We start from the raw sequence: 26,973 nt of genomic DNA on the forward strand, positions 1-26,973 counted from the left end.
GCCGGTCTATTGATCTGACATCAATGCGCGGATCAGCATGCCGAGCAGCGCCAGGATCAACGCGGCCCAGAAGGCCGGAATCCATCCATACACTACAAAGCCACTCACGATCTTTGAGGCCAGCAAAATCATCGCGGCATTGATGACGAGCAGGAACACTCCAAAGGTCACGATGGCGAAGGGGAACGTGATGACTTTCAGAATGAATCCGAGTGTTGCATTCAGGACCCCGATGACAAGAGCCGCTACCAGGGCTGACTGGATGTCGTTGACGTAGAATCCCGGAACAACGTTTGTAGCTACCATGAGCGCAATCGCGCTTAACACCCAGTGGATGATTGCTCGAAACATCTTGCGCTGTTCTCCCCGAGGTTGCCGTCGGTATTTCGGATACAGGAGCGTTACTGTGTTGGTATGCATCATATCGCGGGAAAACGGCATGCACGATAGATTTGTGCGACGATTCTAGCTAAGCAATCCTGCGAAGTTACGGTCCACGTTCGAGCGCATCGGGTACGAACGGTCAATTCATTTCATGTACAAACGTAATCATTCCTTTCTACTTGGCGGAACGTTTCTTTCGGTTGCGTTTCTCGTGGCGGTCGGTCAGCAGCCGGCTCAGGCGCCGCTTCCGGACATTCGTCAGCTGATGCGCGAAGTTCAGGAGCATCAGAGGCAACTCGATCAAATCCGCGAAAACTACACATACACCTCCTACCAGGTAGTCCAAGACATCGATAGCAATGGACAGGTGAAGAAGACTGAGTCTTCAGAATTCGAAGACTTTTTTGTCAACGGACACATAATTGAACGCAAGGTCAAAGCAAACGATAAGACGCTCGATGAACACGACCAGGAGAAGGAAACAGAGCGCGTCACAAAATTGGTGGAGAGGGCGGAGAAGACTCCCCGCGGACAGCCACTTGATGGCCCCAGCATCAGCATCAGTCGGGTTCTGGAAATCATGGATGTGAGCAACGAGCGCCGGGAACTCTACCGAAACGATCCCACCATAGTTTTCGATTTTGTTGGTCGCCGAGACGCGAAGACGCACGGATTCGCGGAAGATGCGTCAAAAAAACTGCAAGGGACCGTCTGGATCGATGAGGCAGATCGCCAGGTGGCGCACCTTGAAGTGAGGTTCATCGACAACTTTCGGATGGTGGGCGGGATACTGGCAACCGTTCAGAAAGGCTCAAGCTTTCGTTTCGATCAAGCGAAGGTAAATGGCGAAATCTGGCTGCCTACAGGCGGCGAGGGTACAGTGCAGGCGCGCCTTCTGCTATTCAAAAACCTGCGGCAGCACTTTCGCGAGCGCGATTACGATTACCAACGCTTTAAGGTTGAAGCACAGCAGCAGCCGAAAGAGGCAAAGACTGCGCCGGCTCAAAAGCCCTGAGTCTCGCTGCGATAGATTGAAAGAATGTTTATACGCAAGCTATCGATACAGCGCATCGACGCAGAGGGCAATCGCCACGCCTGCCCGCTGCACTGGATCGACAACTTCGCGATGCGCAACTTCACCAATGACGCGATCTTTGACGACACCCTTCCCCGGGCGGACGGCATTCTGGAGGCAGGGCATCGCGTACCGTTGGACCGCCTGCAGCAGGCAATGGAGGATTGGTTTCGGCGCAAGGGCTACCTGAGAGCCGAAGATCACGTGGAGATTATCGAGCTTCGTTGATAGCCCCCGTAGTTCTTGCATAAAATATTCATCTTAAAAGAGTTACAGAAAGATGCCCGCCGTAAATTACTCTTGCATCTGAGGTTATCCGCAAATTGCTCTGAGGCAATGACTTACGGGCCTTTTGAGGTTAAGCAGCGACGCCGTGGATGGTGCACTGCGGATTCCAAAGGTGAAATTCAGCTTCTCGTCGCGACTTCAGGCTGGCAATTTCCTTGGATCCCGCGTGATCCCAGGCGAGCAACTGCCAGGCCGCGTCGTCATATTTCCCGGAGTTGAGATAGGACAGAAGAGTGGACGAGGCGAGGCGGCCTGCGCCGAGGTTGAAAACGAAGTCGACCAAGGCATCGAATTGACCTTGCGTGAGTGGGCGTTTCACCAGCCTGCAGACGGCGGCTTCTGCGATCGCAATATCGCGGCTTAGAATTGCTTCGCCCTGGGCGAGGCTAATGCTATCGGGATAGGTCTCACCCGCCGACAGACGGTGTCCGAATCCAATTGTTCTAAATCCCGCTACGTCCGCATAGACGCTGCCGCGAAAGCCTTCCGATTTCTTCAGTAGTTCAAGTCCAGAGCAACTCAAGTGCATAGCTTCTTCCTTCCAATGAGAAAGACCGCCATCCGCGTCGGAATGCGGTCGGCGGTCCACTTTTCAAAGGCTAACAATATCTCTGAATTAACCTGCAAATCGTAGCGACTAATGTGTCTCTGTCGGCAATTTTCCTGTAACTCGCTGAAAATCAATGAGGATATTTTGCAGAGCCTGGTCGAAGTTGCGGTCGTGGGTCTTCTGCTTGAGGGCAACTTCTATTGACTCGGTCAGCGTCCAGAGAATGTAGTGGGTCTTTCGGTCGTAGATCCTGAGGCGAAACATAGGGACCGGGTCAGAGGCGCCGTTCTGCTTATTCCCGCTGGATGGACCGTTGGGTGCGATGAGCTGGAGTTCCAGCACCAGATCCGCGCCTGATGGATCGGACACCAGATCGAACTGGCCGGTCGATTTCAAAGCGGCAAAGAACTGGGTATATCCACGATCAGGGTCGCCGCTGAAGGGTTGAGGAAACAATCCGCTATCGGCTCCTGCGTTGGACACAAAAATCCTTTTCGCGGCGGTGACCGCTGGAGGGACCGGACTGTTCTGGTCGTAATGACCCTGTGAGGCTGCCAAGACGGCAGACAAACACAAAACCGCAGCCGATGTGCGGAGTACTAAACCTCTGACTTTCAATGAGATTCCTCCTCTTGCGACTTCTTTCTCAGAGGAGACGGTTGTAGTTGGACGAAGGTTACTATCCCACTGCAACTTTGCTGTGTTAGTCTTTGCGACTTCAGGGATCTGCGTACGTTTCCGGGCCCTGGATGAAGGCTTAGGTCGCTTCTACTGTAGGGGAGTCAAAAGGGGCAGAAAAGGCGAGCTGCATGGCGATTATTGCGCCGCCCAAGACGCGTTGATTCAGGGGCTTACAAGGCGTACCACAACCTGAGTAAATGTCAAGGGATTTTTGCCCGCATCTGATTGAATTTATTGGAGGATACTGGCCGTAAGGCTGGTAAAATCAGAGGATGCTTATTCGACCAAAAGCAACCAACATGAACCCCAAAAAGCCGCTGCCGTTCTGGCTGCTTGTGGGGACTTCCTGCGTGGCACTGGCCGGGGTTCTGGGAACCATTTCCACCCGAACAGTGCAGGCGGATGCTCGGCTGCAAAGGCCAATGGCAGCACCTCAGCCGGTGGCCGCAACGGCGACACCAGCACTGAGCGCCACCCCGCAACCAGCTTTGAAAACTCACGGCAAAATCTACCGCGGAATTGCGTCGTGGTACGGTTCGGTCTTCAATGGACGGAAGACTGCAAGCGGCGAGACATTCGACATGAACGCGATGACGGCGTGCCATCCAACTCTGCCCTTTGGCAGCGTGGTGAGGGTGGTGAACCTGCGGAACCGGAAGTCGGTGATTGTGCGCATCACAGACCGCGGCGATCTAGGGAGCGGTAATGGACGCATCATCGATCTTTCTTATGGCGCAGCGGAGAAACTCCACATGACACAATCCGGTCTGGCACGGGTTTCGATCGAGGTGCTCGCACTGGGGCATTCTGGGACCAGCGACTAGAGGCGAACAGGATTCGAAAAACTGGGGTCAGCGCATTGCGCTGGCCCTTTCCATTTCTACGCACCCTTATGAAATGTTAGGCGGGCTTGATCGGAGTTCGATCGCGCCCCGATTGGAACGTCCTGAACCCCACCATACCTACCAGAACGAGAAGCGACACGCAGGTTGCCAGACCCAAGGCCATACCCGCCAGAAGAAAAATCAGCCCGTTCCCTCCGCAAGGACCCACGCCGCCGATGTCTGCTGCGACGAAGCAGAGAGCGCAAGCTGAAGCCAGTCCGGCTGTCCCGATCCCCACTTGCGAGATGCGCATGCGAAATTATAACGACGCCAGGAATGGATAAGGACCTGAAGGCGCCGATCCTAGTTTTCAACTCAAGCGTCCTCATCGTTGAGGACGGGGACTGGGGTTGGCAAAGTAAAACTCAGAAGCGCGAATCAAGCCGGGCAACAAATTATCGAGAGATGCCGCGAATGCTCCGTTTTTTGTGGCTAGCTGTGTTTTGCTTGACAGCGAATCGGGGCGAGGATAATCTTCAGCATCGTTCGTCGCAAGCTCATCAAGCTCATCTCCCTTCCCCAACGAAGACCGAAAATCAGGCTGCCAGACCAGGGATTCGAGGTTACGCGCGGACGTTTTGTCCCCAGCAAGTCTCATCTCAGCGAAGGAGATCTTCATGCGTTTTTCGGAGGTTCGTTTTGTATCAGTGGTGCTGTTGGTCACGGGAATAGTCCCATGTGCCGGAGCCCAATCCTCAATAGGCAAAGTGACACTGAGCAAGACAACGATGGCGCGCGTGTCCACGATCGGCAGCGGATCGCACACCACATACAACACGGTCTCACTTCTCGCGGAAATGCCGGATGCCGACCTTGTTACTGCACGAAGGAACTCGGCGGTCCACGCAGATGCAGTGGCAACGGAAGCGGCGGCAGTTCTTTCCGTTCCTGTTCCGCAGCCGAACTCAGTTATGACCGGCGCGACGAGTGTAGCTTTCAAAGGCCTGACCACTGTTGATACGGCGAACACTAACGGGTTTGTCGTCAGTCCACCCGACCAGGGATTGTGTGCCGGCCACGGGTTTGCAATGGAAGTGATTAATTTGTCGATGGCGGTATACAGCACATCGGGAGCCCGGCTTACGGTTCCCGAATCGGTATATAGCTTCTTTGGGTTCGATCCAAACTCGAATTCTCTCAGCGATCCCCGGTGCTACTACGATGCGTCTACACAGCGCTGGTTCGTTTCGATGACGGATCCGTTTGACAGTGCAACGGGACGCAGTTACCTGCTTCTCGCGGTGAGTCAGACCAGCGACCCGCGGGGGGCGTTCTATATCTACGTTATTGACAGCACCGACGACGGGCTCAACGGCACCCCCGCTAATCCGGGATGCAACAGCTCGGATCCGTGCTTTGGCGATCAGCCAACGCTTGGCGCCGATGCATATGGCGTTTACCTGACCACCAACGAATTCGGACTCGCTGCCCCAGTTTTCAATGGCGCCGAAATTTATGCGATCTCGAAGTCCGCGCTGGAGGCGGGAACCGCTTCGTCACTGGTTCATATCGGTGATTTATCGCTTGCCGAGGGGTATTCGTACTCCGTGCAGCCGGCCAGTTCTCCAGATCTGAGCGGAGAGAGCGGTTCCGGAGTCGAGTATTTTCTGAGTGCGCTGGACTTCTATGGGACGCTGGATAACCGGATCGCGGTGTGGGCGTTGACGAACACAAGCTCTTTGTCTTCGGCAACTCCCAATGTGAGTCTTTCCAACGATGTGATTCGAAGCGAGGTGTATGGACAGCCGGGACCGGCTACGCAGAAGTCGGGACCCTATCCGTTGGGCCAGGCACTCGGTGATCCCGAAGAATTGATCAGCAGCGGCGATGACCGGATGCAGAACGTGGTGTTTGCCAGTGGACACCTTTGGGGGGCATTGAACACGGTGATCTCAGACGGAACCAACACGAATGTCGGGATCGCTTATTTCGATGTGAAGCCGAGCGTCAGCGGGGGACTGGTTTCGGGGAAGGTTCAGGGTCAGAGCTACATTTCGATCAAGGGAAATTCGGTGATCTATCCCGGAACCGGAGTGACAGAAGATGGAACTGCGGCTATTGCGTTTACGGTAACCGGACCTTCCTTCTATCCGAGTGCCGCATACGCAAAGGTGAACCCGTCTCACGCATCGTCAGTGAGCATTGTTGCCGAAGGTGTCGCGCCACAGGATGATTTTTCCGGTTATCCGCAGTTTGGAGGCGGGGGAGTTGCGCGCTGGGGTGACTACTCATGGGGAGTCGCAGACGGAAATTCGCTTTGGCTGGCAACGGAATACATCCCGGGAGGGATCAGCGCACTCAACTACTACACGGATTTCGGAACCTACGTGTATGAAGTTAAGTTCCAGTGATCGCTGGTGCCACCAGCCCTAGCAGTTTGAATAGCGGAATGAGTCGAGAGAGCCAGCGCATTGCGTTGGCTCTCGTAATGTTTGGTGCGTCGGAGAAGGGTGCCATCTCGAACTGGCACGACACGGCTCAGGCGGGAGTGGCTTACTGGTCCGTGTCTGGTTGCTTGTAGGGCTTGGAGAGCCATTGGCGGCCCTCGTTGACGCAGCCCTGCGTATTGTCGTTGGTTTGGACTGCCAGGCGATATTCGTTGACGGCGCGATCGCGCTGGCCGGTGATGTCAAAGATCTTGCCTAGCGCGATGTGGCTCCAACACTCAGTCCAGCGAGGCTCACCATCTCCGCGCAGAGAGTCGCGGTAGTAGTTGACCGAGGCTTGGAAGTTGCGCTGGGTGAAGAGGACCTCACCAATGCGATAGTCGGCCAGAGAGCTTTGCGAATTGGCTTCGAGGGCCTTCTGATATTCAGCGAGGGCGCCGGTCAGATCGTTCTGGGCGACGAGTTGCTGGCCTTTGAGGATGGCGATGCGCACCTGGAGGTCTGGCGAGGACTTTAGCACCCAATCGCCAGGATCGATGGTGATGTGGCGAGGGCGCCCAAAGGTATCGACGACGTACTGCGTGTCAGTTCCAACTACGTCCTTCTTTTCGTCCACGGTTTTTCCGTCGGTTTCAACACGCAGATCTACCGGCATCCGGAAGAGGTCGAGATCCTGATTGATCTGCCCGATGGTACGGAATCCCTTGCCATTGCCGAGACGGTACACGGAGTACTTGTTAGTGAAAGTCGGTGCGCCAGTTCCGTCGACCCATTGGCTGAAGAAGGGCGTGAGCTGTTCCTGGCTTTGAGCTTCCGCGACCTTCTCGAGATCTGCGGCGCGGAGCGGCTTGTCAGCGAATTGACTGAGCGTTCCCTTGAGGGTTTCGAGGAAGGCCTTGTCTCCGATCTCCCAGCGCAGCATGTGGAAGATCATGGCGCCCTTCTCAAGCGTCATCGACTGGAATTCAGGCGAGAACGGATTGAGCCGGCCGGAACTGGAAAGCGGAATGGTGTCATAGGCGAGCGCGCCGGCTGAGACGTCCTGGAGCGCAGCTTTCAGTGCGCTTTTGCCGTTCTCCTCCTCCACGTACATCAGTTCGCCGTATCGCGACATACCGTTGGTGATCCAGGCGTCACTCATGGTCTTGGGGCTGACTTCCGAGCCCCACCACTGGTGGGCGATGGTATTGGCGAGGAGTCGGATTCCCGACTTGTCGCCGGTCCGCGATCCCATGATGGCTGCGAGTTCCGGTCCCCAGGCTGCGGGGAGAGTGTCGTCGGGCAGTTCGACGACGTTGAGGTGGCTGGACTCGAGTCCGCCAAAGGTGTCGGTGAAGAAATCAAATTCCTTGGCGGCGGTCTGGGCCAATTGCGGTCCGGCCGCCTGGTGGGCCACGGTGAGATAAACCTTTACATTGCCGGCACCACCGGAGATCGGGCCAACAAAACGACCAGCAATTATGGTTCCGGGAAAGCCGGGCTTGTTCCAATTGAAATCGAACTGGTCGCCGGGCTTGCCGTCCGCCAACGTAACCGCGTGTGGACCGCCCTGAGCACCACTGGAGATGACCCTCATCCCCTGTGGAACGCGGAAGTGAATTTCAGCAGTGAACCGATCGGTCATCAGGCCGGTGGTTGGGAACCAGCGCGCTGGGTAGAGCAGATAGGTGATCGGCTCCTGGATGGCTGCGAGCTTCAGTCCTTCGACGGGACCGTCTTCTGATCCGGTGATGACGCCGTCATATTCGAATGTCCAGTGAGAAGGATGGCCAGAGACGATGGGAGCCGATGGTGTGACGCGGATAGTACCGTCGGCGGAGCGCTCGCCGGTGAGAACCTTGCCGGCGTCATCGGTGATTTTGATGACTTTCAAGGCTGGATGGAAGCCGAAGCTGACCATCTCGGAGTTCTCGGGCGCAGTTAAGGTGACGGTCGCCTTGGCCTTAAGGTGATGCGTGGTGGTGTCGATTTCGGCGTCGATGACGTAGGCGGAGATATCCAGCGTGGGGCGTTCGGGCCGTTGGGCGGCAACGGGAAGCGCCGGAAAAAGACCGACAACCAAAGCGGTGATTGCAGCCAGCGGCCGAAAATCGCAGGCTGCACAGACCCTGCGGACAAACGAGTTCAGTTTCGTCATTTTCACTATTAGACGCATGTTCTTTCCTAATCCCAACAAAACTTTAGATGTCATCTGCGCCACCTTCCGCACTCAAGATTGCACAAAATCCGAGACTTGCGCGGTTGTGCCGATCTGCCTGATGGTGATGGCGGCCACCCGGCTGATGGCAGTTTCGAGTTCATCCCCGAAGCCGGATGAGCGGGGCGTGAGCAGTCCTTTTATGTGGGCCAGCTCCTTCATCATGGACTGACGAAGAGGCCCATCGGGTAGCAAAGGCTCGATTTGGCGAACTATGTTGGCGGCCGTAAAGGCGCTCTGGATCAGCTCAGGGACTACCATTTTGCCGGCAATCAGGTTAGCCATGGCCACGAAGGGGACTTTGACAATGTGCCGGGCAACTTCATAGGTGAGAGGAGAAACGCGGTATACCACTACAAAAGGGTTGCCGATCAGGGCCGCTTCTACGGTTGCCGTTCCGCTGGCCACGATGGAGGCGCGCGCATGCAAAAGGGCGGCTCGGGCGTCTTCGACGAGGCGGACGGGCAGGCCGTCTCCGTGATGTTTTACGAGTCCTGCGAGCATTTTGCGCTGGGAGGTGTTCAGCGTGGGTGCGAGTGGGATGATGAATTCAAATTCTTTGCGCGACCCGGCGGCGCGCGGTCCGCGCAGCGTGAGGATACGAGCGGCGGCGAGCATCTGGGGCAGGTTGTCGCTGATTTCCTTGGCACGGCTGCCGGGCAGCAGGCCGATCCAGGAACGCAAGGGATTCAATCCGCTCTCGCGGGCAAACTGCTCACGGGAGATTTCTGGAGGCGGAAGGTCAGCGAGCGGATGACCCACAAATTCGGCGGTAACGCCATTTTCGCGATAGAAAGGCTCCTCAAACGGGAAGATCACAAGCATCTTGTTAACGTACTTTTGCACCAGCTTGATGCGCTGCTTCTTCCAGGCCCAGAGCTGCGGGCTGACGAAGAAAATGACCGGGATGCCGAGGCGATGAAATTCCTGGGCGAGCTTGAAATGAATATCGGGAAAATCGATGAGGATGGCGACATCAGGGTGATGGGTACGAATGGCAGCCTTGAGTTTCCGGTACTCGCGATAAATACGAGGAAGATGGCGAACGACTTCCGTGATGCCCATGACTGCCATATCCTCAGAGCGGACGACCTGGTCGAGCCCTGCCTCCACCATGCGTTGGCCGCCCATTCCGACAAAATTAGCGCTAAGGCGATGTGAAGCCAGCTGGTTGCGTAGCTCATCAATGAGCATGGCGCCGTAGTGCTCGCCGCTGGCTTCGCCCGCTGAGATGAAAATGGTGGGATCGGACATACGTGCGCCTCGTCCCGCGCTGGGATCATGATAAAGGGTTGGGGATGAGGATGATCAAAGGCTCGCTCTGCTGATATAGGCCTTTCAGTTTTTGGAACTTGACCCGTCGCTAACGCGGAGCGGAATTTCTATTGTGCCAATGCGCTCGGTGGCGACGTCACGAACACCCAGCCGCAGGACCACATTTTCTGCCGGCACGTCGATCTCCTGGCGCATGTGAATTCCAGCCTTTAAGTCATGCGAGAGCTGCTCCGGCGTGAGATCCACTTCCATCCCGGCATCGCTTTGATTCACGCGAGCGCCATCGCGATTAAGGACGGACTGGGCAAGTTCAAGTTCGACCCGTCGGCGTCCATCCGTTAGCGTGGTCAGGCTGAGACGATGGGGATCAATTGAGTAGTCGATGACATAGCGGGTTGGCGGCGCTTTGAGAGGTTTGTCGGGTTTTCCTGCCGGCTCGGTGCTTAGTTGTTGGCCTGCCAACTGGGGATCCCCGGCGGGCAGCACGCGCGCCTCGAAGATTATCTCGGAGAGCGGCAGCCCTCCATGGAGCATCGCCGCGGACATCGGGCTCAGGAGTTGAGTCTTCTCTTTGCCGGATCCGGATGGATCAACGGCGTCGTACCCGCGACGGTAGGAAAGCTCGTACTGCTTGTCATCCAGCGAGACCTTGATCTTGCGAAAGGCTCCATTGAATTTGTGATTGGTGGGATCATAGCCCACGGTGTAGTAGGTTGATCCATCGGCGATGGCGGAAACGGCGGATTGCCCGATTGCGTTTGTGTTGTAGAAAGCTCTGCCGCCAGTCTCGTCAGCCATCCTCTCCATGGTCATGTGCTGGCTCGCCCATGATGATGGAATCGGATTGGCGGTTGGGACGGCCCCGGTGGTGGAGCCTCGTAGGGAGAGGGACTCGCCTCCCGTTGGACCGTTCGCTGGATTCGTATTGGGTAGGGTCATCAAACCGCGTGCGTCAACTGGATAGATCGCCACGCGTGCACGAGCCATCATTTCATTCACTTCGCGGACCCGCAGAAAAAAATCACCAGCGAAGTTTCCCCCACCCGGGTCGCCGAGAGGAACAGGGAAGCCCGCTGACATCCAAATGAGGTTTTTTCGGCCCGGAACGGTGGCGAGAAAGCGTGCGAGCTTTTTGAGAGCGGCTACCGTGATGTCCTGACGCAATTGCAGCGAAAGGCTCCTCGTGTCCTGAGAGAAATCTCGCATCGCCTGGGCCATTTCCTGCGATGATCCGGTGTCCAAATCTGGTTCGGCGGAGGCTGGTTCATCTGCCGAGCCACCCGGCGCCGTCGATCCTCCCGCCGATCTGACTTTGCCGAGCGCTGCGAGAAGTGCATTCAAATCGGTGGTGAACCCGGTAACCATTCGCAAATCGGATCCAATCAAAAATACTGCTACATATGTTCCGGGTGGAATTGTGCGCAGATAGCGAACCAACTGCTCACGTGCATACGACTGATCCGAGATTCCCGTGTTCAGCGCATCGATCAGCAGAACGTTGGCGGCACTCCGAATCGCGTAGCGGGGAAAATCTCCGTACACGTGAGGAGGGAGATGCGGCACAGGGCTTGCCTGAATTGCGTCGGATGCATGATGTTCCTCGAATACTGTCAGAGTCTGTGGCCGTCCATCTTCGAGTAACTGGAAGTTCGAACGATCGAGGCCGTCGATGGACTTTCCGGTCTTTTTGTCGCGAACGACGACGTCGATCAGAACGAGATTCGTCGTGGTTCGAAGGACCGGCGTGGTCTCTGTTTGAGGCGGCGCAGTCGAGAGGCCCGACAGCGATGGCCCGGGAATGCTGCTTTGAGCCGTAGCGATTTTGAAGACAGCGAAGAATAGAACCAAACGAGCAGAAGGCCTTCTCATCGTTTGCACCTTCCAGGATCTGCAACAGAATGACTGAGGGCGGCAGACTCGGCAACCGAAAAGTGCGGTTCCGATGAGATAACGGGTGCCCAGCGAGTCGTCAATTCACTTCAAAATTTATTGGTTCGCAAAAGAGGATGTCGTACATTGAATCCGTGAGGTGGATGATGGGGATTGCTCTGGTCTCCTCTCGGTCAAATGGTTCTGGCTACTTACTTGCGCTGGCTACTATTTTCCCTCTGGCAGTCCTGAGTCAGACGCCCGCGCCACAGGCTGTTCAACAACTACCAGCTCTTCAGAATCCGATTCCAGCGGGGGATCTGGCTTTTCTGAGCGGGTATGCGGGGCGCACAACGAAAGAATTGACGAAGGATAAGCAGTTTCGCGCGTTGAAGAAAGCGATGATTCCGCGCACCGAATATCACTATGGGCGCGACATGCCGCTGACAGACGCATTGGATGAAGCGCTGAACGGGTCGCCCCTCCCGGTGAATATGCGGGACAACCGCTACGTGACCGTGATGGGAATGCAGGGACCGTATCTACGCGGGCGGGGATTCTTATGGTTCGATGTGCAAACGGGAATTGCGCTGGGAGGGTTTTATTTCACTCCCACGAATGGCGAGCCGACGCCGACACTGACGGTGTTTTCGCGGCAACTGAACCAGACTGCTTTGACGCTAAGCGAACTGCCGGAGGCCTTTATTGAGGACTTGAATCAATGGTCAGCAGTTGCCGGAGTTCCCGCGATCACGCCGCGCTACTTCATTCCTGACAACGGGAAGAAGTACGTGCTGGAACACGACGAGGACTATTGCTCGCATCCGGCGGGAACGCCGGCACCCCCTGAACGCGACTGTATGCAGGCAAATCTCGATGCAGTGAATGCAGATATGGACGCTGCATACTTTATGAAGGAAACGTACAACGCCGCAAATGCAACCGCGTGGATGCTCGATCCGCAACAGGCGGCATGGCTAGCGATGCGCGACAGCACCTGTGCCGGGCCTAACGGACTTGGCTGCCGTATACGGATGACTCGGGAACGGACGCGCATCATTCTTGGACCGAGATTGCCGAGGCCTCATCCGGCGCAGGCAAGCCGCTAATGAGCGAGCAACTTGGGGTCGATTATCTCGAGCGTGCATGTGTCTAGTTTTGCTTGAGGCTCTCGAGCAGGCCATTCATCTCCATGAAATTCCATCCCTCAATGATCACGCCGTTTTCGAAGATCAGGAAAGACGAGCCGGACAAGGAGGCTTTCTTTCGGCTTGCTGGAAACCCTAGATTGTCGCCGAGATGCGTCATGGTGGTGGTCCATCGCACGGCGACTCGGTTGCCTTCGCAAATAATGTCATCGAGCACGAAGTGGAGATCGGGAAAAGCACCGCAGAACGTTGCATGAAGCGTTTTGAAGTGACCGGGGCCGATGAGCACAGAGTCGGGTTCGGGGAAACCATGCGATTTGCCACTTGAGGCAAACATTTCGTCTATGGTCGCGCTGTTTCTCTGGTTCCAGACCTCGTCGTACCAGCGTTTGGTGAGTTGCCTGTTGGCTTCGGACACGGGGAATCACCTCCAGTGAGACGCAAGCATAGCAATTGGGGCGGTGGACTGCACAGGCAAAATGCTGATGACTTTTCTCTCGTCGAACGAGGGCAATCCTGTCGAGAATTCATTCCGGTCAACCAGTCGTTGCTTTGATGATGCTGACCCTCTCCGCCAGATTTGCCGGTCCGATCTCAACCAGATCGAAGCCGAATTTTCTATAGGTCTCCTCGTGAATCTTCTCGAAGCGCAGAGTCTCTTCGAAGCTGATGCGCCGTGCTTCAGTAGGTGTGATGAAACCAAGATTGCGAATGAAGAACACCTGTGGTTGATAGATCGATTCCCGCTTGATGCGCTCCAATTCGCCGGCAAGAAAAGACGAAATAGGAAAACCGAGGTAAAGTGCCAGCGCCGCGGTACAGACCGCGCAACGATCATGGAATTGAATCTCGTCTTGTTGATACGAGGCTCGGATCTGACGATCTCTCTGCAGTCCGGCAATCTGATCGATGAAGGAGAGATGCGTCCATGGTTGCGCGGTTCCGCGGGCTTGCGCCGCCGCGATGATGTCGGTAGCCGCTTCTTCGACGACGCTGAAACCATCCAGCTCCAATTGACGGATGATTGCCGTCTTTCCAGAGCCGGGCGCGCCGGTGAGGATGAATCTTTTCATGGTCAACTACTCCATCTTCAAAAACCTATCTTGCCAGACATTTCAAGTGTTAAACTCGGCGAGCCTGCCCGGGATAGCAAGCCGTTCCCCGTCTCGATTGACTTCCCATAAGTCAGGTAAATTATCGGAGGTCGGAGATGCAAAACGGACAATCTGGACAAGCCCCTTTGAATCCGGGGCTAGTATTCGACATGGTGCAAGCGGTGCAAAAGACCGCTGCGCTGAAGGCTGCGATCGATCTGGACATATTCAGAGCGGTGGGGCACGGACCCGGCGATGTGGCATCGATTGCGAAGCACGCGCAGGCATCGGAACGCGGGACACGGATTCTGTGCGATTTCCTGGTAATCAACGGTGTGCTCGCGAAGGAAGGGAACTGCTACAAACACACGCCCTCGAGCGCGGCGTTTCTGGATCCGGCGTCGCCGGCCTGCATGGCTAGCGTGGCACACTTCATGGCCCGACCTGAGCTGATCACCGGGTTAACGGGGTTGGCGGACGTTGTGCGTGCGGGGCGGACGCATCTGCCCGGAGAGGGGACGGTTGAACCGGATAATCCGCTATGGGTCGAGTTTGCAGAGAAGATGGCGCCGATGATGGGACCGATGGCGGGACCTCTGGGCGCGGTGGTGCTGGAAGGACATGCAGGACCGATGCACGTGCTGGATATCGCCGCTGGCCATGGACTGTTTGGAATCGAAATCGCAAAGCAGAACAAGGAGGCCCGTGTGACCGGTCTGGACTGGGCCCCTGTGTTGCGTGTGGCGCTGAAGAACGCGGAAAAGGCGGGCGTTCAGGATCGCTACAACATGCTGCCGGGAAGCGCGTTCGAAGTGGATTTTGGCGGTCCATACGATGCAGTCTTGCTGACGAACTTTCTGCATCACTTCGACAAGCCAACCTGCGTAGGACTGTTGAAGAAAGTGCGGTCGTCGCTGAAGCCGGGAGGACGTGCAGCAACGCTGGAGTTTGTACCGAATGAAGATCGCGTATCGCCGCCGATGCCTGCTGCTTTCGCGATGACGATGCTGACGACGACGGCTTCAGGAGATGCGTATACGTTCAGCGAGCTGAACTCCATGTATGACGAGGCGGGATTCACAGGCGTGAAGGGTCACCCGATTCCGATGAGTCCGCACACGATTGTGATGGGGAACGCTTAGGCAGTAGATCTAACCGAAAAGCGCAGCCATATGGTTGCGCTTTTTTATGAGTAGAGGCGTGAAACCAGATTGCGGACGATGGGGTAGCATTCGCATGCGGCACTTTCAAGGCCTTCGCTATCGATGACGTGTATGTGGCCGCGGCTGTACTTGATAAGTCCGCTGCGCTGCAACGTACCCGCCGCGAGCGTCACGCTTGTGCGTCGTGCACCGAGCATTTCAGCCAGAAATTCCTGAGTCAATTCGAAGCGGTCGGATTCAAGCCGGTCCCGCACCATTAACAACCAGCGGGCGAGGCGTTCTTCGATTTCATGGAGACCATGACAGGCTGCGAGTTGGCTGAGAATGAAGCCCTGGCTCTGAACACATTCAAGAATTCGTTGGGAAAGCGGTCCTGGCGCGAGGAAGAGCTGCTGCAATTCGGCAAAAGGCATGCGCAAGGCCGTCGCTTCGCTCTGAATAAAGGCGGTGGTAGGGGCAGAGGCAGGTCCGAGAAGATTGATTGCTTCGACGAGACCCTCCCGGCCGATTACGCCGACCTCCGCACCGGTTCCGTCGGACATAAAGGTGACGACCGAAGCCATACCGGACGTCATAAAGTGCGCAAATGGGGGCGTCTGTCCGGGGCTGGTGAGCACCGTTCCGACTGGTAAGTCGACTGGCTGGAGGCGCGTGAGGAGTGACGACTTTAGCGCAGCCGGAAGGGCATTAATGATCAGATTTGGTAGTTCGGCGGTCATTGGGAGTCCTTTGCGACAGTCGCAAGGGATTCCGCCGGATTGGCGAGAAGAGTTGCGTCTTCAACCGAAGAGGTCTATCGCGCTATCTGCAGGCTGAACTATAGCCTCCAAAGCAAGCGCAATACTGTTCGATAAAGCACATAAGGTACAGATATTGCAGATTTAACCAGCTTTAGCCAACAGCGGAATGGAGATGCGGAAGGCGGTGCCGTTGTGCGAGGGGCGAGTGGTGGAGCGGCCTCTGATTCTGCCCTTATGCTTCTCGATGATGGATTTTGAGATAGCAAGTCCGAGCCCGGTTCCGCGCTCCTTCTTCGTGGTGAAGAATGGATCGAAGATTCTGGGAAGGACGGCGGCTGCGATACCGGGGCCATTATCGGCTACCGTGACGTGTGCTTCGTTGGCGCATTGCTTGACGCTGAAGCAGAGAATTCCTTTGTCAGGCAAGGCATCGATGGCATTAGCAACGAGGTTAGAGAACACCTGGAGGATGTCGCCGGCGTGCACCTCAGCGGTGACGTCATTCTTAAGCCGTTTACGTAGCTCGATTCGCTTGGACGATATTTTCTTCTGGTGAACGCGCAGAGCGGCCTCGGCCAGGGTTGCAAGGACGACCGATTCGCGAGTGTCAGGGGATCGATAGAAACTGAGGGTCTGCCGCGAGAGCTTGGTCAGGGTAAGCAACTGCTCCTCGAGCATGCCGCAGTAGAGGCGAACCTGGGACGGGTTATCTGCTTCCTGTTGAATGAGATAGTTGAGATTGGTTACGGCTTCGAGCGGGCCGTTGATCTCGTGCATGACTGTGGCTGCAAATTGTCCAGCAACGACTAGTTCCTGGTTTTGGCGGACAATATCCTGAATCTCTTGCTCGAGATTGCGGTCGTCGGCTGGCCGGTCCATAAATCCCCCCTTTGGTCGAACACTGGGGAGGATGCCATCGATGAGCATCGCTTACGTGGAGAGAAGATCCTCCTCGGGCCAGTTTCTAAACTTCGGCATGGCGGCTTCGAACAGTCGAAACGTTGAACCCGCTATGTCCGGTATGAGACGTACGATGCGGTCGTTTAGAAAAGGGTGGTTCGCCGAAAAATAGTTTGGGGTAGCGGAGATCAGTGACCTAGCTAAAGCTTGGACCGGCGAGTTTGGGAGGCTGTGGCTAAGACTTTCAGGAGCGGGTATGTCTGGTCCCAGTCTATGCAGCCGTCGGTGATGCTCTGGCCGTAAACCAGCGGCTGACCGGTCACCAGCTTTTGAGCGCCTGCAACCAGATTGCTTTCAAGCATGACACCGATGATGTTGGAATTGCCGGCGGCGACCTGCGCAGCAACGTCGTGACAGACGAGTGGCTGACGGGCGTGGTCCTTGTGGCTGTTGGCGTGGCTGCAGTCGATCATGATGCGGGGCTGAAGGCCTGCATTCTGCATTGCAACTGCGGTCTGCGCAACGGACTCTGCGTTGTAGTTCACCAGCTTGCGACCACCGCGCAGGATGATGTGGGTTTCGCGATTGCCGGTGGTTACGAAAATTGCCGACTGCCCGTATTTGGTGTGGCCGAGGAAAGTGTGCGAGTTGGCCGCGGAGAGAAGTGCGTCGATTGCAACTTGGATATCGCCGGAAGTCGCGTTTTTGAATCCCACCGGGCAGGAGACACCGGAGACTAACTGACGGTGGACCTGGCTCTCGGTAGTTCGCGCTCCGATGGCTCCCCAGCTAACAAGACCGGCGATGTACTGCGGCGAAATCATGTCGAGGAATTCGGTTCCCGCTGGCACGCCCATTTCCGCGAGGTCGAGCAGAAGGTGACGCGCTAATCGAAGGCCGTCGTTGATTTTGTAGGAGCCGTCGAGATGCGGATCGTTGATCAGGCCCTTCCAGCCAACGGTGGTGCGAGGCTTCTCAAAGTAAACGCGCATCACGATTTCGAGGTCGGAGGAGAATTCGGCTATGGCGGCCTTGAGGAGCGTGGCATATTCACGCGCAGCCTTGGTGTCGTGAATGGAGCAAGGACCAACGAGAACCAGCAGGCGTGGATCGCGATGCGCGAGGATGCGTGAGACGGCGAGGCGAGCATTGAAGATGGTGGCGATTGCCTCTTCGCTTGTGGGGCGCTCCTCTTCGAGGAAGACCGGCGGAAGGACAACCTTGGTCCATTGGATGCGAACGTCTTCAATGCCTTGATTCATGGGCTCTTTTAAGGATGCTGGATTGCTGCCGTCGGGGACGCAGGCAGGATTCATCTGAATGATCTTTGATTCAAGATTACCAGCATCGACCGGCCGATTCAGTGTGCGGACATTGGTAGCTAGCGGCGGGATTTGCGCTTGGCGTCGGCTCGCGGCCAGTATTGGAACTCGTCTGCGAAGAGTTCGCCACTAAGATCGGCCACGCGCTGTGTCATCCGGGTTTGGGCATCGGCGATGGCCTGGTTGTAGATCGCCGGCCCCACCTCTTCCATCAAGAAGTTGAGCAGCAGGCCTGCGGGCATATCGCCAATGGGCTCGAGGTTCTCTTCGAAGTAGCGCTGCATGGAAGAAATGGCGTCGGTGCGTTGCTGCTTAGTGAGCTCGAGGGTGACCATCAGCAGTGACTCCTTCAGTCAATGGAGATTCTATTACTGCGGGTCAAAGAGGAGCGTGATGACGCTGTTGCGACTTAAAGACAAACGATCATTTTTCGAACGAATCTACCTCCGATGCTGGGAAACTGTTGTATTCCGGGCGCCGACGAGAATGCGTGCAGCCTTTCATCCCGGCCCTTCCGTCTTAGACTTGGAACGAAGCTGTTGAACAGCTTGTCGTCGGGAGAAGACCCTTGGGCTTAGATAATGTGGCAGTCGTTGTTCAGGCATCGATAGCAAGACTTGTGATCGGCCTGATTGTGCTGCTAACGGGATGCAGCGTTGCAATGGTAGCGCAGGGCAACCCCGCCACTCCTCAGCATCGAGACACCGATGATCCTGCACTTACGCATAGGCTTTCCCCGAAGGCGACGAGCTCGATTATTGCGGAAGGAAAGATCAAGCTGGACGTTGTGGTCGATGACGGAGCGGGAAAGCCAGTGCTGGAACTGCAGCCGTGGGATTTCAAGGTTTTCGACAACAACCGGGTGCGCAAGGTGCTGTCATTTCGTGCATACGATGGCGTAACCGTGATGCCGGATCCTCCGGTTGAAGTGATTCTTGTGATGGATACGTTGAATCTGCCTTTCCAGCAGGTCGCGTTTGTACGCGGAGAAGTAGACCAGTTTCTTCGCCAGAACGGGGGAAAGCTGAAACAACCGCTGACGCTGGTCTTGCTGACGGATGCCGGCATCCGGTTCCAACCCCGTCCATCAACGGACGGGAATGCGATTGCGAGTGTGGTGGACGGCATTAAAGGCAGTGTGAGCGTGATCAATTCCGCGATGGGGGGAGATGGCTATGTGGAGCGCTTCCAGCGGTCCGCGAAAGCAATGGACAATATTGCCCAGAATGAAGCCAGGAAGCCGGGTAGGAAGCTTCTGATATGGGTGGGGCCGGGCTGGCCGATATTGAATCGGCCTTCGGACGGATATTCCGATAGAGAGCAGAGGCGGAATTTTGACAACATCGTCGAGCTCTCTACGGCTCTGCGACAAGCGCGCATTACGGCCTACAGCGTGGCGCCGAGCTCAGCAGCAACCCCCAACACGCTTCTTTATAAGAGCTTCCTGAACCCAGTGAAGACCTACAGGGATGCGGATTTCGGAAACATGGCGCTCAAGGTCCTGGTGACTCAAACGGGAGGCAAGATTCTCGGGCCAGACAACGACTTAGCAGGACAGATCAGTCGCTGCATCGAGGACGCGAATGCGTTTTACCGGATTTCATTTGATCCTCCGGCAGCTGTTCACGCGGATGAGTATCACGATCTGAGAGTGACGGTGGATAAGCCCGAAACCATGGTGCGGACAAGCAGCGGATATTACAACCAGCCAGCCGAGCATTGAGGTACAGTGGTTGGCAAAGCGTCAATCTGCGATGAAGGTGAACCGGGCCATGCGTAAGCGGGGTGTTTTACTTTTCTTGTTTCTGTTTGTTGTGCCTTGCGTCCTTGCGCAATCAGACAGCCATTCGGATGTTTCTTCAACGACGGTTGCCAAACAACGGCCGATCTTTCTGGATGTCCTGGTGACGGACAGTTCCGGGAAACCGGTCTCAGATCTAGAACCATTCGATTTTTCGGTTCTGGATGAGAATCAACCGCGCAAGGTCATCGGATTTCGTCGTACGGACGGCGCGGCGGGATCAAAACTCGATCCCCCGGTAGAGGTCATTCTGGTGCTCGATGCCGTCAATATGCCCTACCAGGTGGCGACGAGATTCCGGCTCGAGATGGAAAAATTCCTGCGCGAAAACGATGGACACCTGGCGCAGCCGGTCTCAATCTATATGTTCACCAGCGAGGGATTGCGCGTGCAGCCTGCTCCATCGCGGGATGGGAACGCGCTGGCGGCGATGCTGGATCAGTCGACCGGGACAGTGCGGGCGCGAGATGCGGCCGGTGGAATCTATTCGCTGGATGAGCAATTCAAGACTTCCTATCAGACCATCAGCGGGATGGCCGAGAATCTTTCGCACAAGCCGGGGCGGAAGGTCGTCATTTGGACGGGGTCGGGCTGGCCACTTCTTAACGAGCGCTTTTTCATCCAGACCGACGTTTCGCGCGGAACCTATTTTCGCCAGATTGCGGCGCTGCAGAATAAACTTCGCGACGCGCGCATCACGCTGTACAGCCTGTTTGCCACAGCCGGATTGACGAACACGTTGTACCAGGGCTACCTGAAACCGGTGCGAGAAGTACGCAAGATGGAGATTGGGGACATGGCGTTGCAGGTGCTTGCACTGCATACGGGTGGACGCGTGCTAGACCCCAGCAACGATGTGAAAGGGCAGATTGACGCCTGCGTGGCCGACATCGGCGAGTACTACACGCTCGCTTTCATGCCTCCGCCGGCCGCAAAAGCGGATGAGTATCACGACCTCGCGGTGGTGGTGAACAAGCCGGGGCTCAAGGTGCGCACGGTGACCGGTTACTACAACGAGCTGGGTGCCAACTAGCGAGTGTGAGTGGCGGAGTTGCGGCCTTGTAGGCGGCGAAAGAGCCGGCGCCTGTAAACAAGCCAAACCCCGACAGCGAGCGTGAGCCAGACAAGCGTGGCGAGGACGAAGGTCTGGATCATGCCGGTGCGGGGCATCCAGATCCAGAAGATGAAAGCAAAACCGGCGAGGCCGATGCAGCCCATGGCCGCGCCACGCGCGTCGATGGCTGCTACGATACGGCCGCGATTGCTGCCATCAAAGCCGGCGCGAGCCTTATGCTGTTTCTCGTGAGCTTCTACCAGACTTGCGCTGGCAGTGAAGATCGCTGGAAAGGCCAAGAAGAAACCGCCGATCACCGGGCCAAATTTCTGTGCGATCAAGCCGGCAACGACGCAAACAGCGCCGCCAAATACGAAGCGGATGATCCACTCATGGGGCTTGATGCCTTTGATCGCGGCGAGCCTGGCATGAATGATCATGGCAACTGCCTGATCGCGAGCCAGAATGCGAAGGAAGCGGCAAACCACACGGGCATTAGAACGACAGTTGCCGTAAGTGCGCGACGTTTGTAGTGGATCAGCATCCAGCTCACGGATGCGCCATACAGCAGAAAAGCAATCGCGCCGAAGATCATGGAACGCGCCTCTACGGCGGCATAGGCTTTGCCGCGACTGGCAATGGTGATGCCAATGGTGGCCAACGCGATGGAGGGGGCTGCCCCGAAGAGTCCCGCAAAGCTCTTCGGGCGGAACACTTCACCGAGGACAGAAAAAAAGCTGACGATGAAGCCGCCAATCAGAAACCGTGCGAGAAGTTCACTCATTGGAGTATGCGTCCAAGCGAGCTCTCATGAGGCTCGCTGTGCTTTCTTGATCATGCTCATGGCCGCGTCGACCTTTTTACAGCCGAGGAGCTTGTATTTTTTGCCTTGAAGCTGGTGGTAATTGACGAAAAACTCTTCAAGTTCGCGGAGGAATTTCTTTGGCAGGTCGTCGAGCTTTTTGAGATAGGCGTACTCGTGGTTCATCTCTGCCACGGCGATGAGGCGATCGTTACGAAGCTTCTTTTTTCCGTCGGTTTGCTCACCCTCAATGATGCCGATCAGGCGGGCACGGACGGCGATGCCGGGAAATGCCGGCTCGTCCATGAGCAGAAGAACGTCGATAGGATCGCCGTCGGGAGCGATGGTCCTGGGCAGGAAACCGAAATCGTAGGGGAAGCTCATGCCGGCGGGAAGAACCGCCTTGACCGTGAAGATGTTTTGCTTCGCATCGAAGGCGAATTTGTTGCGACTGCCTTTCGGGGTCTCGATGATCACCTGAATGATGCCGTCACGCTTGTCTACGGGTTTGAGGAGTACGGGGTTTGCCATACTGCTCGCAGCTTTCTTTGCCATTACTGATTACTCCTCTCTCTTTAATCGAATTGTCATCTTCAAGCTGAGAGAGCTACGGGGTTGATTCGGTTGCCCTAAGCGCCGGGAGCGCCTGATATGAGTTCCGAACCTTTCCCGGAACTTGACAGTGCTGCTGTGCGATTTCTAAAATTAGAAAGGAGATTCCTACCTGTTTTCTGCGCTAAGCATCTGATTTGGGGAGGATTATCCGAATAGGACGGGGTTAGCAATCGAGCGTTGTAAGCGGCGTGCCCGATCAATGAGGTAGCTGTCAAATGGCTGAGACGCGCGTGAGTCCGCGGGAGCGACTGGTCCTTACGGCGATTATCGAGCTCTATATTGCTACGGGAGAGCCGGTCGCATCCCAGGCAGTAGCCGACCAGTTTGCACATAAAGAGGGACTTAGCTCAGCAACGATCCGCAATGTGATGGCGTCTCTGGGAGATGCTGGGTTGCTGGAACAGGCGCATACTTCTGCCGGCCGAGTGCCTACGGCAGCGGCGTTCCGATTTTACGTAGAGCAGATTACCCGTCCCGAAGCCCCGATGGGGCGGATTGGACTGGGAGGGGCTGCTTTTGCGACGCTTCCGCAAAATGGCATCCCGCTGAGTGAGGAACGACGGGGGCAGATCGAAGAGAGCTTTGCAGGTGTGACGAGCTCAAACGAGTATCTGGAACGGACTTCGCACGTACTGGCGCTGGTTTCCAGCGGATTGGGAGTGGCGCTGGCGAGCGGAACAGCCGAGCAGGTACTGGAACATATTCATTTTTCAAGGCTTTCGGCCGGACGCGTGCTTGCGGTGGTGGTGACTCGGGCTGGGGCAGTGCTGGACAGGGTTTTGGTTCTTGACCGCGAGTTCACGCATCTTGAACTGGAGACGGCAGCGCGCTACCTGAACGAGACGTTTCATGCGTGGCCGATCGATCGGATTCGTACCGAGATCGCACGGCGGATCGAGGAGGAGCAAGCCGCTTACAACCAGTTGCTGGCGTCGGTCGAAGAACTCTGCCGCAAAGGCGCGCTGACGACGAGTGGCGACAACTCGGTGCTTTATGTGGAAGGGATGTCGAACCTGATTGCGGTGGAAGTGGATCGCGACCGGTTGAAGCAAATGCTGCTGGCTTTGGAAGCCAAGCAGCGTCTGGTTGATCTTTTAACGGCATATGTCAACGGCAGTCAGCAGGAAGTGCGCGTGGTTGTAGGCCTCGATGAGGCGTCCCCGGCAATGCAGGATTTGGTGCTGATCGGGTCATCCACGCGATTGGGCGGTACCAGCCTGGGGACAGTGGCAGTGATTGCGCCCACGCGCATCCAATATCAGGAGATGATCCAGGCAGTGCGCTATGTGGCGAGGCTTTCAGAGCGCATACTGGAGATTCCAAGTCAGTAAGAGCGGGAGCGGACAAGGATGAGTGCGCGGATGAAAGTCCGCAAGCAAGAGAATTTTGCGCTAGATGCCTGCTGTTGAGATGGCAGCGTTGCTGAGGAATTTATCATTGACTAAGACTAGAAACATATGGGGAATGCGAAGAAATATGCCAGAGAAGGAAGCAGAGTTGACGGCGGTAGAGAACGCGGAAGATGCAACGGGCGAGGCAGGGCAATCGGCCGAAATGGAGCCTCGCGCCGAGGAGCCACCGGTAGGCCGGGCTGAGTTCGATCAGCTACAAGCCGAATATGACCAACTGAAGAAGGAACGCGACGCCCTGATTGATCGTCTGGCACGGTTGCAGGCAGAGTTTGAAAACGCACGCAAACGGTCGGAGAAAGAGAAAGCCGATTTCAAGGACTTTGCGCTGGGATCGGTTGTGGAGCAATTCCTGCCGGTGCTGGACAATTTTGAACTGGCGTTGAAGTCGACAGGTTCACCGGAACAACTGCGCGCAGGCGTGGGGTTGATCGTGAAGCAGATGGAGGAGATTTTGCGCGGTCTGCAGGTGCAGCCTGTGGCGACTGTCGGTGAAGAATTCGATCCCCGCCATCACGAAGCCATGGGCTCGGTGGAACGCGACGACTTGCCCGATCAACATGTGGCCGAGGAGGTTCGCCGCGGGTACCGGCTGCGAGAGAAGTTGTTGCGCCCGGCGCTGGTGCGGGTTGTATCCAACCCAAAACAGACAAACGAGTGAAACTGACTGGCACATCGATTTTGGCTATACGTGATTCTGCAAGACAAGACAGCCAGCGTGCATTGAACGGGCTCCGCGCCCCCATCGACGGAAGGTCCCAAGGGTTTGAACACAAGAGTGAGTAAAGCAGATTACTACGAAGTGCTGGGTGTATCGCGCGACGCCAGCGACCAGGAATTGAAGAGCGCGTATCGCAAACTGGCGCTCCAGCATCATCCCGATCGCAATCCGGGAGATCACGCTGCTGAAGAGAAATTCAAGGAAGCCAGCGAGGCTTACCAGGTGTTGAGCGATGCCGACAAGCGGGCGGCCTACGATCGCTACGGTCACGCCGGCATCAGCGGTGGCGGGCCGGGCGGATTTGGCGGGTTCTCCGGCGCTGTTGACCTGGGCGACATCTTCGGCGACCTGTTCGGCGAGATGTTCAACGTGGGCGGCGGGCAGCAGCGGAGTGCGCGCCAACATCGCGGCGACGACCTGCGCTTTGATCTCGCGATCGATTTCGAAGAAGCAATCTTCGGCACAGAAAAAGAGATCAAGATTCGCCGGCTCGAAGCCTGCGAGACATGCAAGGGAAGTGGCAGCGCTTCGGGACGTGGTCCTTCGGTGTGCCCGCAGTGTCACGGGCGCGGACAGATTCGCTACCAGCAAGGATTCTTCTCGGTGGCTCGGACGTGCAGCACCTGTTCGGGTCGCGGATCGATCATCAGCGATCCATGCCAGACGTGTCGTGGCGAGACGCGCTTGACGAAGGAGATTAAACTCACCGTCAAGGTACCGCCAGGTGTCGAAGAGGGAACGCGCATTCGTTATACAGGCGAAGGCGACGTGGGCCGGGGAGGCGCACAGAGCGGCGATCTCTATGTGGTGCTTGCGATTCGCAAGCATGACTTCTTCGAACGTGAAGGACAGAATCTGCACTGCGTGATTCCGATCAGCTTTCCCCAGGCCGCGCTTGGAGCGGATATCGAGATTGCCGGAGTCGACGGTCCAGTGATGTTGAAGATTCCCGAAGGCACACAAAGCGGAAAGGAATTGCGGCTCCGCGGGAAAGGCGTGCCGTATCTGAACGAGAAGGGTCGCGGCGACCTGATCGTCAGGGTAGTTGTACAGATTCCGAAGAAGCTGACCCGCGCGCAACGCGAATTAATTACCGAACTTAGTAATTCGATGTCGGTGGAGAATAAGCCGACATCTCCTGGGTTGCTGGATAAGATGAAAGACCTCTTCAGCTAGATCATTTTGATTTATTCAGGTATCGATGCATCGGTTCTCTTTCCGCGTAATGTCAGAATGCGCCTGACGTGAATCCGGTCAGACAATAATTCCAACCGTCGTCAGGATGGGAGAACATGGCACTCCGCAATCTGATTCTCCGCTTCGCACTTGGCGGACTGATGGCGGCTTTGAGTTTTCTGATCGCGCGATCAAAACTCCCCGAAAAGCTGTCGGGTTGGGATGAAAGGCAGTTCGATCGCAGTCTAGTGGCGCTATATGCGTGCAGCCGCTTTCTGATTTTCATTGCGGCGTTCTTCGTTTTTCATCAAAAGCCGTGGGCTGATCTCGTGTCGTTTTATGTTCCGCAGGCGCATTCCGCTATGCAGGGTTTGGTTCCGTATAGAGATTTTTCGACAAGCTATGCCCCACTCAATCCATACCTTGACGCGCTATTGCTCCGGTTGCACGATTCGCCACTTTCGATCCTGATTTTTCAGATCGCATGCGATGTTGTCTCTGTCCCTTTCTGGATCAGGTTTTTTCGCCGCTGCTTGAATGAAGCCACGGTTCGGAAGGCTGCGCTGCTGTATCTTGTGCAGCCGCTGGTGATTTGGGAAATCTGTCTGGACGGTAAAAACCAGGGATTCATTTCGCTCTTGCTCGCCATTAGTTTTTGCGCGATTGCGAGAAAGGAAATTGTCTCCGGAATTTCCTTGAGCCTGACATGGATTCTAGTAAAGATACTCCCAGTGATATTCGTGCCAACGCTTTTTATGGGAGCGCGGAAGCGGACAATATGGTTGCTGAGCGTCGCTATTCCTTCTGTCTTGGTTTACGGCGCTTTTATCGCTGTCAGAGCGGATGTGACCTGGGCAGTGCGGAAGGAGGGCAGTCTTGCGACCCCGCAGAATCTTCCGTATCTCTTCGGAGCCGTTACCGGATATAACCTGCCCGAAGGTTTGTTGAGTCTACTAGCAATTATCGTTGTGGCCTTCGCGCTGATAATCACGATCAGGATTCAACTGCGTACTAAGGATGATCCAGCGAGACTATGGATCATGGCGCTGAGCGTTGAACTTATCCTGCTTGCAGTGATGCTGATGAACAAGAAATCGGATACCTCGTATCTGGGCATGTGCTTTTTTCTGCTGTGTGCATTCGCGGCTTTCGATGCGGACCGCGGCAGACGCGCAATGGCCGGCTTATATGCACTGCTTTCCTTACTCGCTTTACCGATTGCCAGTTTCTGGTATTGGCCGTTAAACCGGGAGTCTGCCAGCCAACTTCACACACTCTGGGTGGCCGGCAATCGAAACGCATGGATCATGATGGCGATGCAGTCTCTGCTGGCGGTGAGCTACATCGGCTTGATGCTGGGAATCGTTCGCACAGTGCGCGGACGGGTGAAAGGTCTGACACCAGAAACGATCGCCAGGGGCTGAGTCTGTTGAAGAGA

Annotated in this window: 28 protein-coding genes; 12 read left to right on the forward strand and 16 right to left on the reverse strand. The window is 56.1% G+C overall.

Annotated elements, in window-relative coordinates:
• Window positions 1–6: 6 nt before the first annotated feature.
• A complete protein-coding gene (locus tag P8935_RS07735; protein ID WP_348264411.1) occupies window positions 7–351 on the reverse strand; it encodes a phage holin family protein in 345 nt (114 codons plus the stop codon).
• 184 nt (window positions 352–535) lie between these two features.
• Here P8935_RS07735 and P8935_RS07740 point away from each other — a divergent pair, with 184 nt between their 5' ends.
• Together P8935_RS07740 and P8935_RS07745 are read left to right on the forward strand one after the other, a co-directional pair.
• Entirely contained in the window at window positions 536–1,399 is an 864-nt protein-coding gene (locus P8935_RS07740; protein ID WP_348264412.1) for a hypothetical protein, read from the forward strand.
• A 24-nt stretch (window positions 1,400–1,423) separates the two neighbouring features.
• Window positions 1,424–1,687, forward strand: coding sequence for a hypothetical protein (locus P8935_RS07745; protein ID WP_348264413.1), 264 nt, complete (start codon window positions 1,424–1,426; stop codon window positions 1,685–1,687).
• A gap of 130 nt (window positions 1,688–1,817) precedes the next feature.
• On the opposite strand, the gene P8935_RS07750 is transcribed toward P8935_RS07745, so the two are convergent.
• Together P8935_RS07750 and P8935_RS07755 are read right to left on the reverse strand one after the other, a co-directional pair.
• The gene (locus tag P8935_RS07750; protein ID WP_348264414.1) at window positions 1,818–2,270 is read right to left on the reverse strand and encodes a lysozyme; all 453 of its coding nucleotides are present in this window, start codon (window positions 2,268–2,270) and stop codon (window positions 1,818–1,820) included.
• A gap of 114 nt (window positions 2,271–2,384) precedes the next feature.
• Window positions 2,385–2,780 carry a hypothetical protein gene (locus tag P8935_RS07755; RefSeq protein ID WP_348264415.1) on the reverse strand — a complete coding sequence of 132 codons (396 nt, stop codon included), beginning with the start codon at window positions 2,778–2,780 and terminating at the stop codon, window positions 2,385–2,387.
• Between the two features lie 497 nt (window positions 2,781–3,277).
• Here P8935_RS07755 and P8935_RS07760 point away from each other — a divergent pair, with 497 nt between their 5' ends.
• On the forward strand, window positions 3,278–3,802 hold the full coding sequence (locus P8935_RS07760; protein ID WP_348264416.1) for a septal ring lytic transglycosylase RlpA family protein: 525 nt from the start codon (window positions 3,278–3,280) through the stop codon (window positions 3,800–3,802).
• A gap of 76 nt (window positions 3,803–3,878) precedes the next feature.
• Here P8935_RS07760 and P8935_RS07765 read toward each other — a convergent pair whose 3' ends face one another.
• Window positions 3,879–4,115 (reverse strand): hypothetical protein, encoded by a 237-nt coding sequence (locus P8935_RS07765; RefSeq protein ID WP_348264417.1) that lies wholly within the window; start codon window positions 4,113–4,115, stop codon window positions 3,879–3,881.
• Window positions 4,116–4,479: 364 nt separating this feature from the next.
• On the opposite strand from P8935_RS07765, the gene P8935_RS07770 reads away from it, so the two are divergent.
• Window positions 4,480–6,213, forward strand: a complete 1,734-nt coding sequence (locus tag P8935_RS07770; RefSeq protein WP_348264418.1) for a hypothetical protein — start codon at window positions 4,480–4,482, stop codon at window positions 6,211–6,213.
• Window positions 6,214–6,355: 142 nt separating this feature from the next.
• Here the strand turns inward: P8935_RS07770 and P8935_RS07775 are convergent, their stop codons facing one another.
• From P8935_RS07775 to P8935_RS07785, 3 genes are all read right to left on the reverse strand, one after another.
• Window positions 6,356–8,440, reverse strand: a complete 2,085-nt coding sequence (locus tag P8935_RS07775) for a M1 family aminopeptidase (RefSeq protein WP_348264419.1) — start codon at window positions 8,438–8,440, stop codon at window positions 6,356–6,358.
• Between the two features lie 18 nt (window positions 8,441–8,458).
• Window positions 8,459–9,700 carry a lipid-A-disaccharide synthase gene (gene lpxB, locus P8935_RS07780; RefSeq protein ID WP_348264420.1) on the reverse strand — a complete coding sequence of 414 codons (1,242 nt, stop codon included), beginning with the start codon at window positions 9,698–9,700 and terminating at the stop codon, window positions 8,459–8,461.
• A gap of 84 nt (window positions 9,701–9,784) precedes the next feature.
• On the reverse strand, window positions 9,785–11,590 hold the full coding sequence (locus P8935_RS07785; RefSeq protein ID WP_348264421.1) for a VWA domain-containing protein: 1,806 nt from the start codon (window positions 11,588–11,590) through the stop codon (window positions 9,785–9,787).
• 137 nt (window positions 11,591–11,727) lie between these two features.
• Between P8935_RS07785 and P8935_RS07790 the strand changes: the two genes are divergently transcribed.
• Window positions 11,728–12,699, forward strand: coding sequence for a lysozyme inhibitor LprI family protein (locus tag P8935_RS07790; protein WP_348264422.1), 972 nt, complete (start codon window positions 11,728–11,730; stop codon window positions 12,697–12,699).
• Window positions 12,700–12,742: 43 nt separating this feature from the next.
• Here P8935_RS07790 and P8935_RS07795 read toward each other — a convergent pair whose 3' ends face one another.
• Window positions 12,743–13,156, reverse strand: coding sequence for an ester cyclase (locus P8935_RS07795; RefSeq protein ID WP_348264423.1), 414 nt, complete (start codon window positions 13,154–13,156; stop codon window positions 12,743–12,745).
• Between the two features lie 118 nt (window positions 13,157–13,274).
• Window positions 13,275–13,811, reverse strand: coding sequence for an AAA family ATPase (locus P8935_RS07800; protein WP_348264424.1), 537 nt, complete (start codon window positions 13,809–13,811; stop codon window positions 13,275–13,277).
• Window positions 13,812–13,948: 137 nt separating this feature from the next.
• Here P8935_RS07800 and P8935_RS07805 point away from each other — a divergent pair, with 137 nt between their 5' ends.
• Window positions 13,949–14,974 carry a class I SAM-dependent methyltransferase gene (locus P8935_RS07805; protein ID WP_348264425.1) on the forward strand — a complete coding sequence of 342 codons (1,026 nt, stop codon included), beginning with the start codon at window positions 13,949–13,951 and terminating at the stop codon, window positions 14,972–14,974.
• Between the two features lie 44 nt (window positions 14,975–15,018).
• Here the strand turns inward: P8935_RS07805 and P8935_RS07810 are convergent, their stop codons facing one another.
• From P8935_RS07810 to P8935_RS07825, 4 genes are all read right to left on the reverse strand, one after another.
• Window positions 15,019–15,714 (reverse strand): Crp/Fnr family transcriptional regulator, encoded by a 696-nt coding sequence (locus P8935_RS07810; protein WP_348264426.1) that lies wholly within the window; start codon window positions 15,712–15,714, stop codon window positions 15,019–15,021.
• Between the two features lie 162 nt (window positions 15,715–15,876).
• The gene (locus P8935_RS07815) at window positions 15,877–16,614 is read right to left on the reverse strand and encodes a HAMP domain-containing sensor histidine kinase (RefSeq protein WP_348264427.1); all 738 of its coding nucleotides are present in this window, start codon (window positions 16,612–16,614) and stop codon (window positions 15,877–15,879) included.
• A 221-nt stretch (window positions 16,615–16,835) separates the two neighbouring features.
• Window positions 16,836–17,897 (reverse strand): 3-deoxy-7-phosphoheptulonate synthase, encoded by a 1,062-nt coding sequence (locus tag P8935_RS07820; protein ID WP_348264428.1) that lies wholly within the window; start codon window positions 17,895–17,897, stop codon window positions 16,836–16,838.
• Window positions 17,898–18,016: 119 nt separating this feature from the next.
• Window positions 18,017–18,292, reverse strand: a complete 276-nt coding sequence (locus tag P8935_RS07825; protein ID WP_348264429.1) for a DUF2164 domain-containing protein — start codon at window positions 18,290–18,292, stop codon at window positions 18,017–18,019.
• Between the two features lie 233 nt (window positions 18,293–18,525).
• Between P8935_RS07825 and P8935_RS07830 the strand changes: the two genes are divergently transcribed.
• Window positions 18,526–19,680, forward strand: coding sequence for a VWA domain-containing protein (locus P8935_RS07830; protein WP_348264430.1), 1,155 nt, complete (start codon window positions 18,526–18,528; stop codon window positions 19,678–19,680).
• Window positions 19,681–19,690: 10 nt separating this feature from the next.
• Window positions 19,691–20,791, forward strand: a complete 1,101-nt coding sequence (locus tag P8935_RS07835) for a VWA domain-containing protein (RefSeq protein WP_348264431.1) — start codon at window positions 19,691–19,693, stop codon at window positions 20,789–20,791.
• On the opposite strand, the gene P8935_RS07840 is transcribed toward P8935_RS07835, so the two are convergent.
• Genes P8935_RS07840 through P8935_RS07850 form a run of 3 tightly spaced genes read right to left on the reverse strand, consistent with a single transcriptional unit; the run spans window position 20,788 to window position 22,169 of the window.
• On the reverse strand, window positions 20,788–21,252 hold the full coding sequence (locus P8935_RS07840; RefSeq protein ID WP_348264432.1) for a DUF3147 family protein: 465 nt from the start codon (window positions 21,250–21,252) through the stop codon (window positions 20,788–20,790). The two genes, P8935_RS07835 and P8935_RS07840, sit on opposite strands and share 4 nt — an antisense overlap.
• Entirely contained in the window at window positions 21,249–21,596 is a 348-nt protein-coding gene (locus tag P8935_RS07845; RefSeq protein WP_348264433.1) for a DUF3147 family protein, read from the reverse strand. Before P8935_RS07845 ends, P8935_RS07840 begins: the two co-directional genes overlap by 4 nt.
• Window positions 21,597–21,620: 24 nt before the next feature.
• Entirely contained in the window at window positions 21,621–22,169 is a 549-nt protein-coding gene (locus P8935_RS07850) for an inorganic diphosphatase (protein ID WP_348264434.1), read from the reverse strand.
• Between the two features lie 275 nt (window positions 22,170–22,444).
• Between P8935_RS07850 and P8935_RS07855 the strand changes: the two genes are divergently transcribed.
• The 4 genes from P8935_RS07855 to P8935_RS07870 all read left to right on the forward strand — a co-directional run bounded on the left by P8935_RS07855 (window position 22,445) and on the right by P8935_RS07870 (window position 26,959).
• On the forward strand, window positions 22,445–23,560 hold the full coding sequence (locus P8935_RS07855) for a heat-inducible transcription repressor HrcA (protein ID WP_348264435.1): 1,116 nt from the start codon (window positions 22,445–22,447) through the stop codon (window positions 23,558–23,560).
• Between the two features lie 145 nt (window positions 23,561–23,705).
• Window positions 23,706–24,299 (forward strand): nucleotide exchange factor GrpE, encoded by a 594-nt coding sequence (locus P8935_RS07860; protein WP_348264436.1) that lies wholly within the window; start codon window positions 23,706–23,708, stop codon window positions 24,297–24,299.
• Between the two features lie 117 nt (window positions 24,300–24,416).
• Window positions 24,417–25,535: a molecular chaperone DnaJ gene (gene dnaJ, locus P8935_RS07865; protein WP_348264437.1), complete on the forward strand. Its 1,119-nt coding sequence runs from the start codon at window positions 24,417–24,419 to the stop codon at window positions 25,533–25,535.
• Window positions 25,536–25,651: 116 nt separating this feature from the next.
• Window positions 25,652–26,959 (forward strand): hypothetical protein, encoded by a 1,308-nt coding sequence (locus P8935_RS07870; RefSeq protein ID WP_348264438.1) that lies wholly within the window; start codon window positions 25,652–25,654, stop codon window positions 26,957–26,959.
• The last annotated feature ends 14 nt before the right edge of the window (window positions 26,960–26,973 follow it).

Source organism: Telmatobacter sp. DSM 110680, assembly GCF_039994875.1.
In the GTDB taxonomy this organism is placed as follows: Bacteria; Acidobacteriota; Terriglobia; order Terriglobales; family Acidobacteriaceae; genus Telmatobacter.

Bases quoted from the DNA above. Each gene is read 5' to 3' on its own strand.
- P8935_RS07735 (WP_348264411.1), bottom strand. From the start codon at position 351: ATGTTTCGAGCAATCATCCACTGGGTGTTAAGCGCGATTGCGCTCATG.
- P8935_RS07740 (WP_348264412.1), top strand. From the start codon at position 536: ATGTACAAACGTAATCATTCCTTTCTACTTGGCGGAACGTTTCTTTCG.
- P8935_RS07745 (WP_348264413.1), top strand. From the start codon at position 1,424: ATGTTTATACGCAAGCTATCGATACAGCGCATCGACGCAGAGGGCAAT.
- P8935_RS07760 (WP_348264416.1), top strand. From the start codon at position 3,278: ATGAACCCCAAAAAGCCGCTGCCGTTCTGGCTGCTTGTGGGGACTTCC.
- P8935_RS07765 (WP_348264417.1), bottom strand. From the start codon at position 4,115: ATGCGCATCTCGCAAGTGGGGATCGGGACAGCCGGACTGGCTTCAGCT.
- P8935_RS07770 (WP_348264418.1), top strand. From the start codon at position 4,480: ATGCGTTTTTCGGAGGTTCGTTTTGTATCAGTGGTGCTGTTGGTCACG.
- P8935_RS07775 (WP_348264419.1), bottom strand. From the start codon at position 8,440: ATGACATCTAAAGTTTTGTTGGGATTAGGAAAGAACATGCGTCTAATA.
- lpxB (WP_348264420.1), bottom strand. From the start codon at position 9,700: ATGTCCGATCCCACCATTTTCATCTCAGCGGGCGAAGCCAGCGGCGAG.
- P8935_RS07785 (WP_348264421.1), bottom strand. From the start codon at position 11,590: ATGAGAAGGCCTTCTGCTCGTTTGGTTCTATTCTTCGCTGTCTTCAAA.
- P8935_RS07790 (WP_348264422.1), top strand. From the start codon at position 11,728: ATGTCGTACATTGAATCCGTGAGGTGGATGATGGGGATTGCTCTGGTC.
- P8935_RS07800 (WP_348264424.1), bottom strand. From the start codon at position 13,811: ATGAAAAGATTCATCCTCACCGGCGCGCCCGGCTCTGGAAAGACGGCA.
- P8935_RS07805 (WP_348264425.1), top strand. From the start codon at position 13,949: ATGCAAAACGGACAATCTGGACAAGCCCCTTTGAATCCGGGGCTAGTA.
- P8935_RS07810 (WP_348264426.1), bottom strand. From the start codon at position 15,714: ATGACCGCCGAACTACCAAATCTGATCATTAATGCCCTTCCGGCTGCG.
- P8935_RS07815 (WP_348264427.1), bottom strand. From the start codon at position 16,614: ATGGACCGGCCAGCCGACGACCGCAATCTCGAGCAAGAGATTCAGGAT.
- P8935_RS07820 (WP_348264428.1), bottom strand. From the start codon at position 17,897: ATGAATCAAGGCATTGAAGACGTTCGCATCCAATGGACCAAGGTTGTC.
- P8935_RS07825 (WP_348264429.1), bottom strand. From the start codon at position 18,292: ATGGTCACCCTCGAGCTCACTAAGCAGCAACGCACCGACGCCATTTCT.
- P8935_RS07840 (WP_348264432.1), bottom strand. From the start codon at position 21,252: ATGATCATTCATGCCAGGCTCGCCGCGATCAAAGGCATCAAGCCCCAT.
- P8935_RS07845 (WP_348264433.1), bottom strand. From the start codon at position 21,596: ATGAGTGAACTTCTCGCACGGTTTCTGATTGGCGGCTTCATCGTCAGC.
- P8935_RS07850 (WP_348264434.1), bottom strand. From the start codon at position 22,169: ATGGCAAAGAAAGCTGCGAGCAGTATGGCAAACCCCGTACTCCTCAAA.
- P8935_RS07855 (WP_348264435.1), top strand. From the start codon at position 22,445: ATGGCTGAGACGCGCGTGAGTCCGCGGGAGCGACTGGTCCTTACGGCG.
- P8935_RS07860 (WP_348264436.1), top strand. From the start codon at position 23,706: ATGCCAGAGAAGGAAGCAGAGTTGACGGCGGTAGAGAACGCGGAAGAT.
- P8935_RS07870 (WP_348264438.1), top strand. From the start codon at position 25,652: ATGGCACTCCGCAATCTGATTCTCCGCTTCGCACTTGGCGGACTGATG.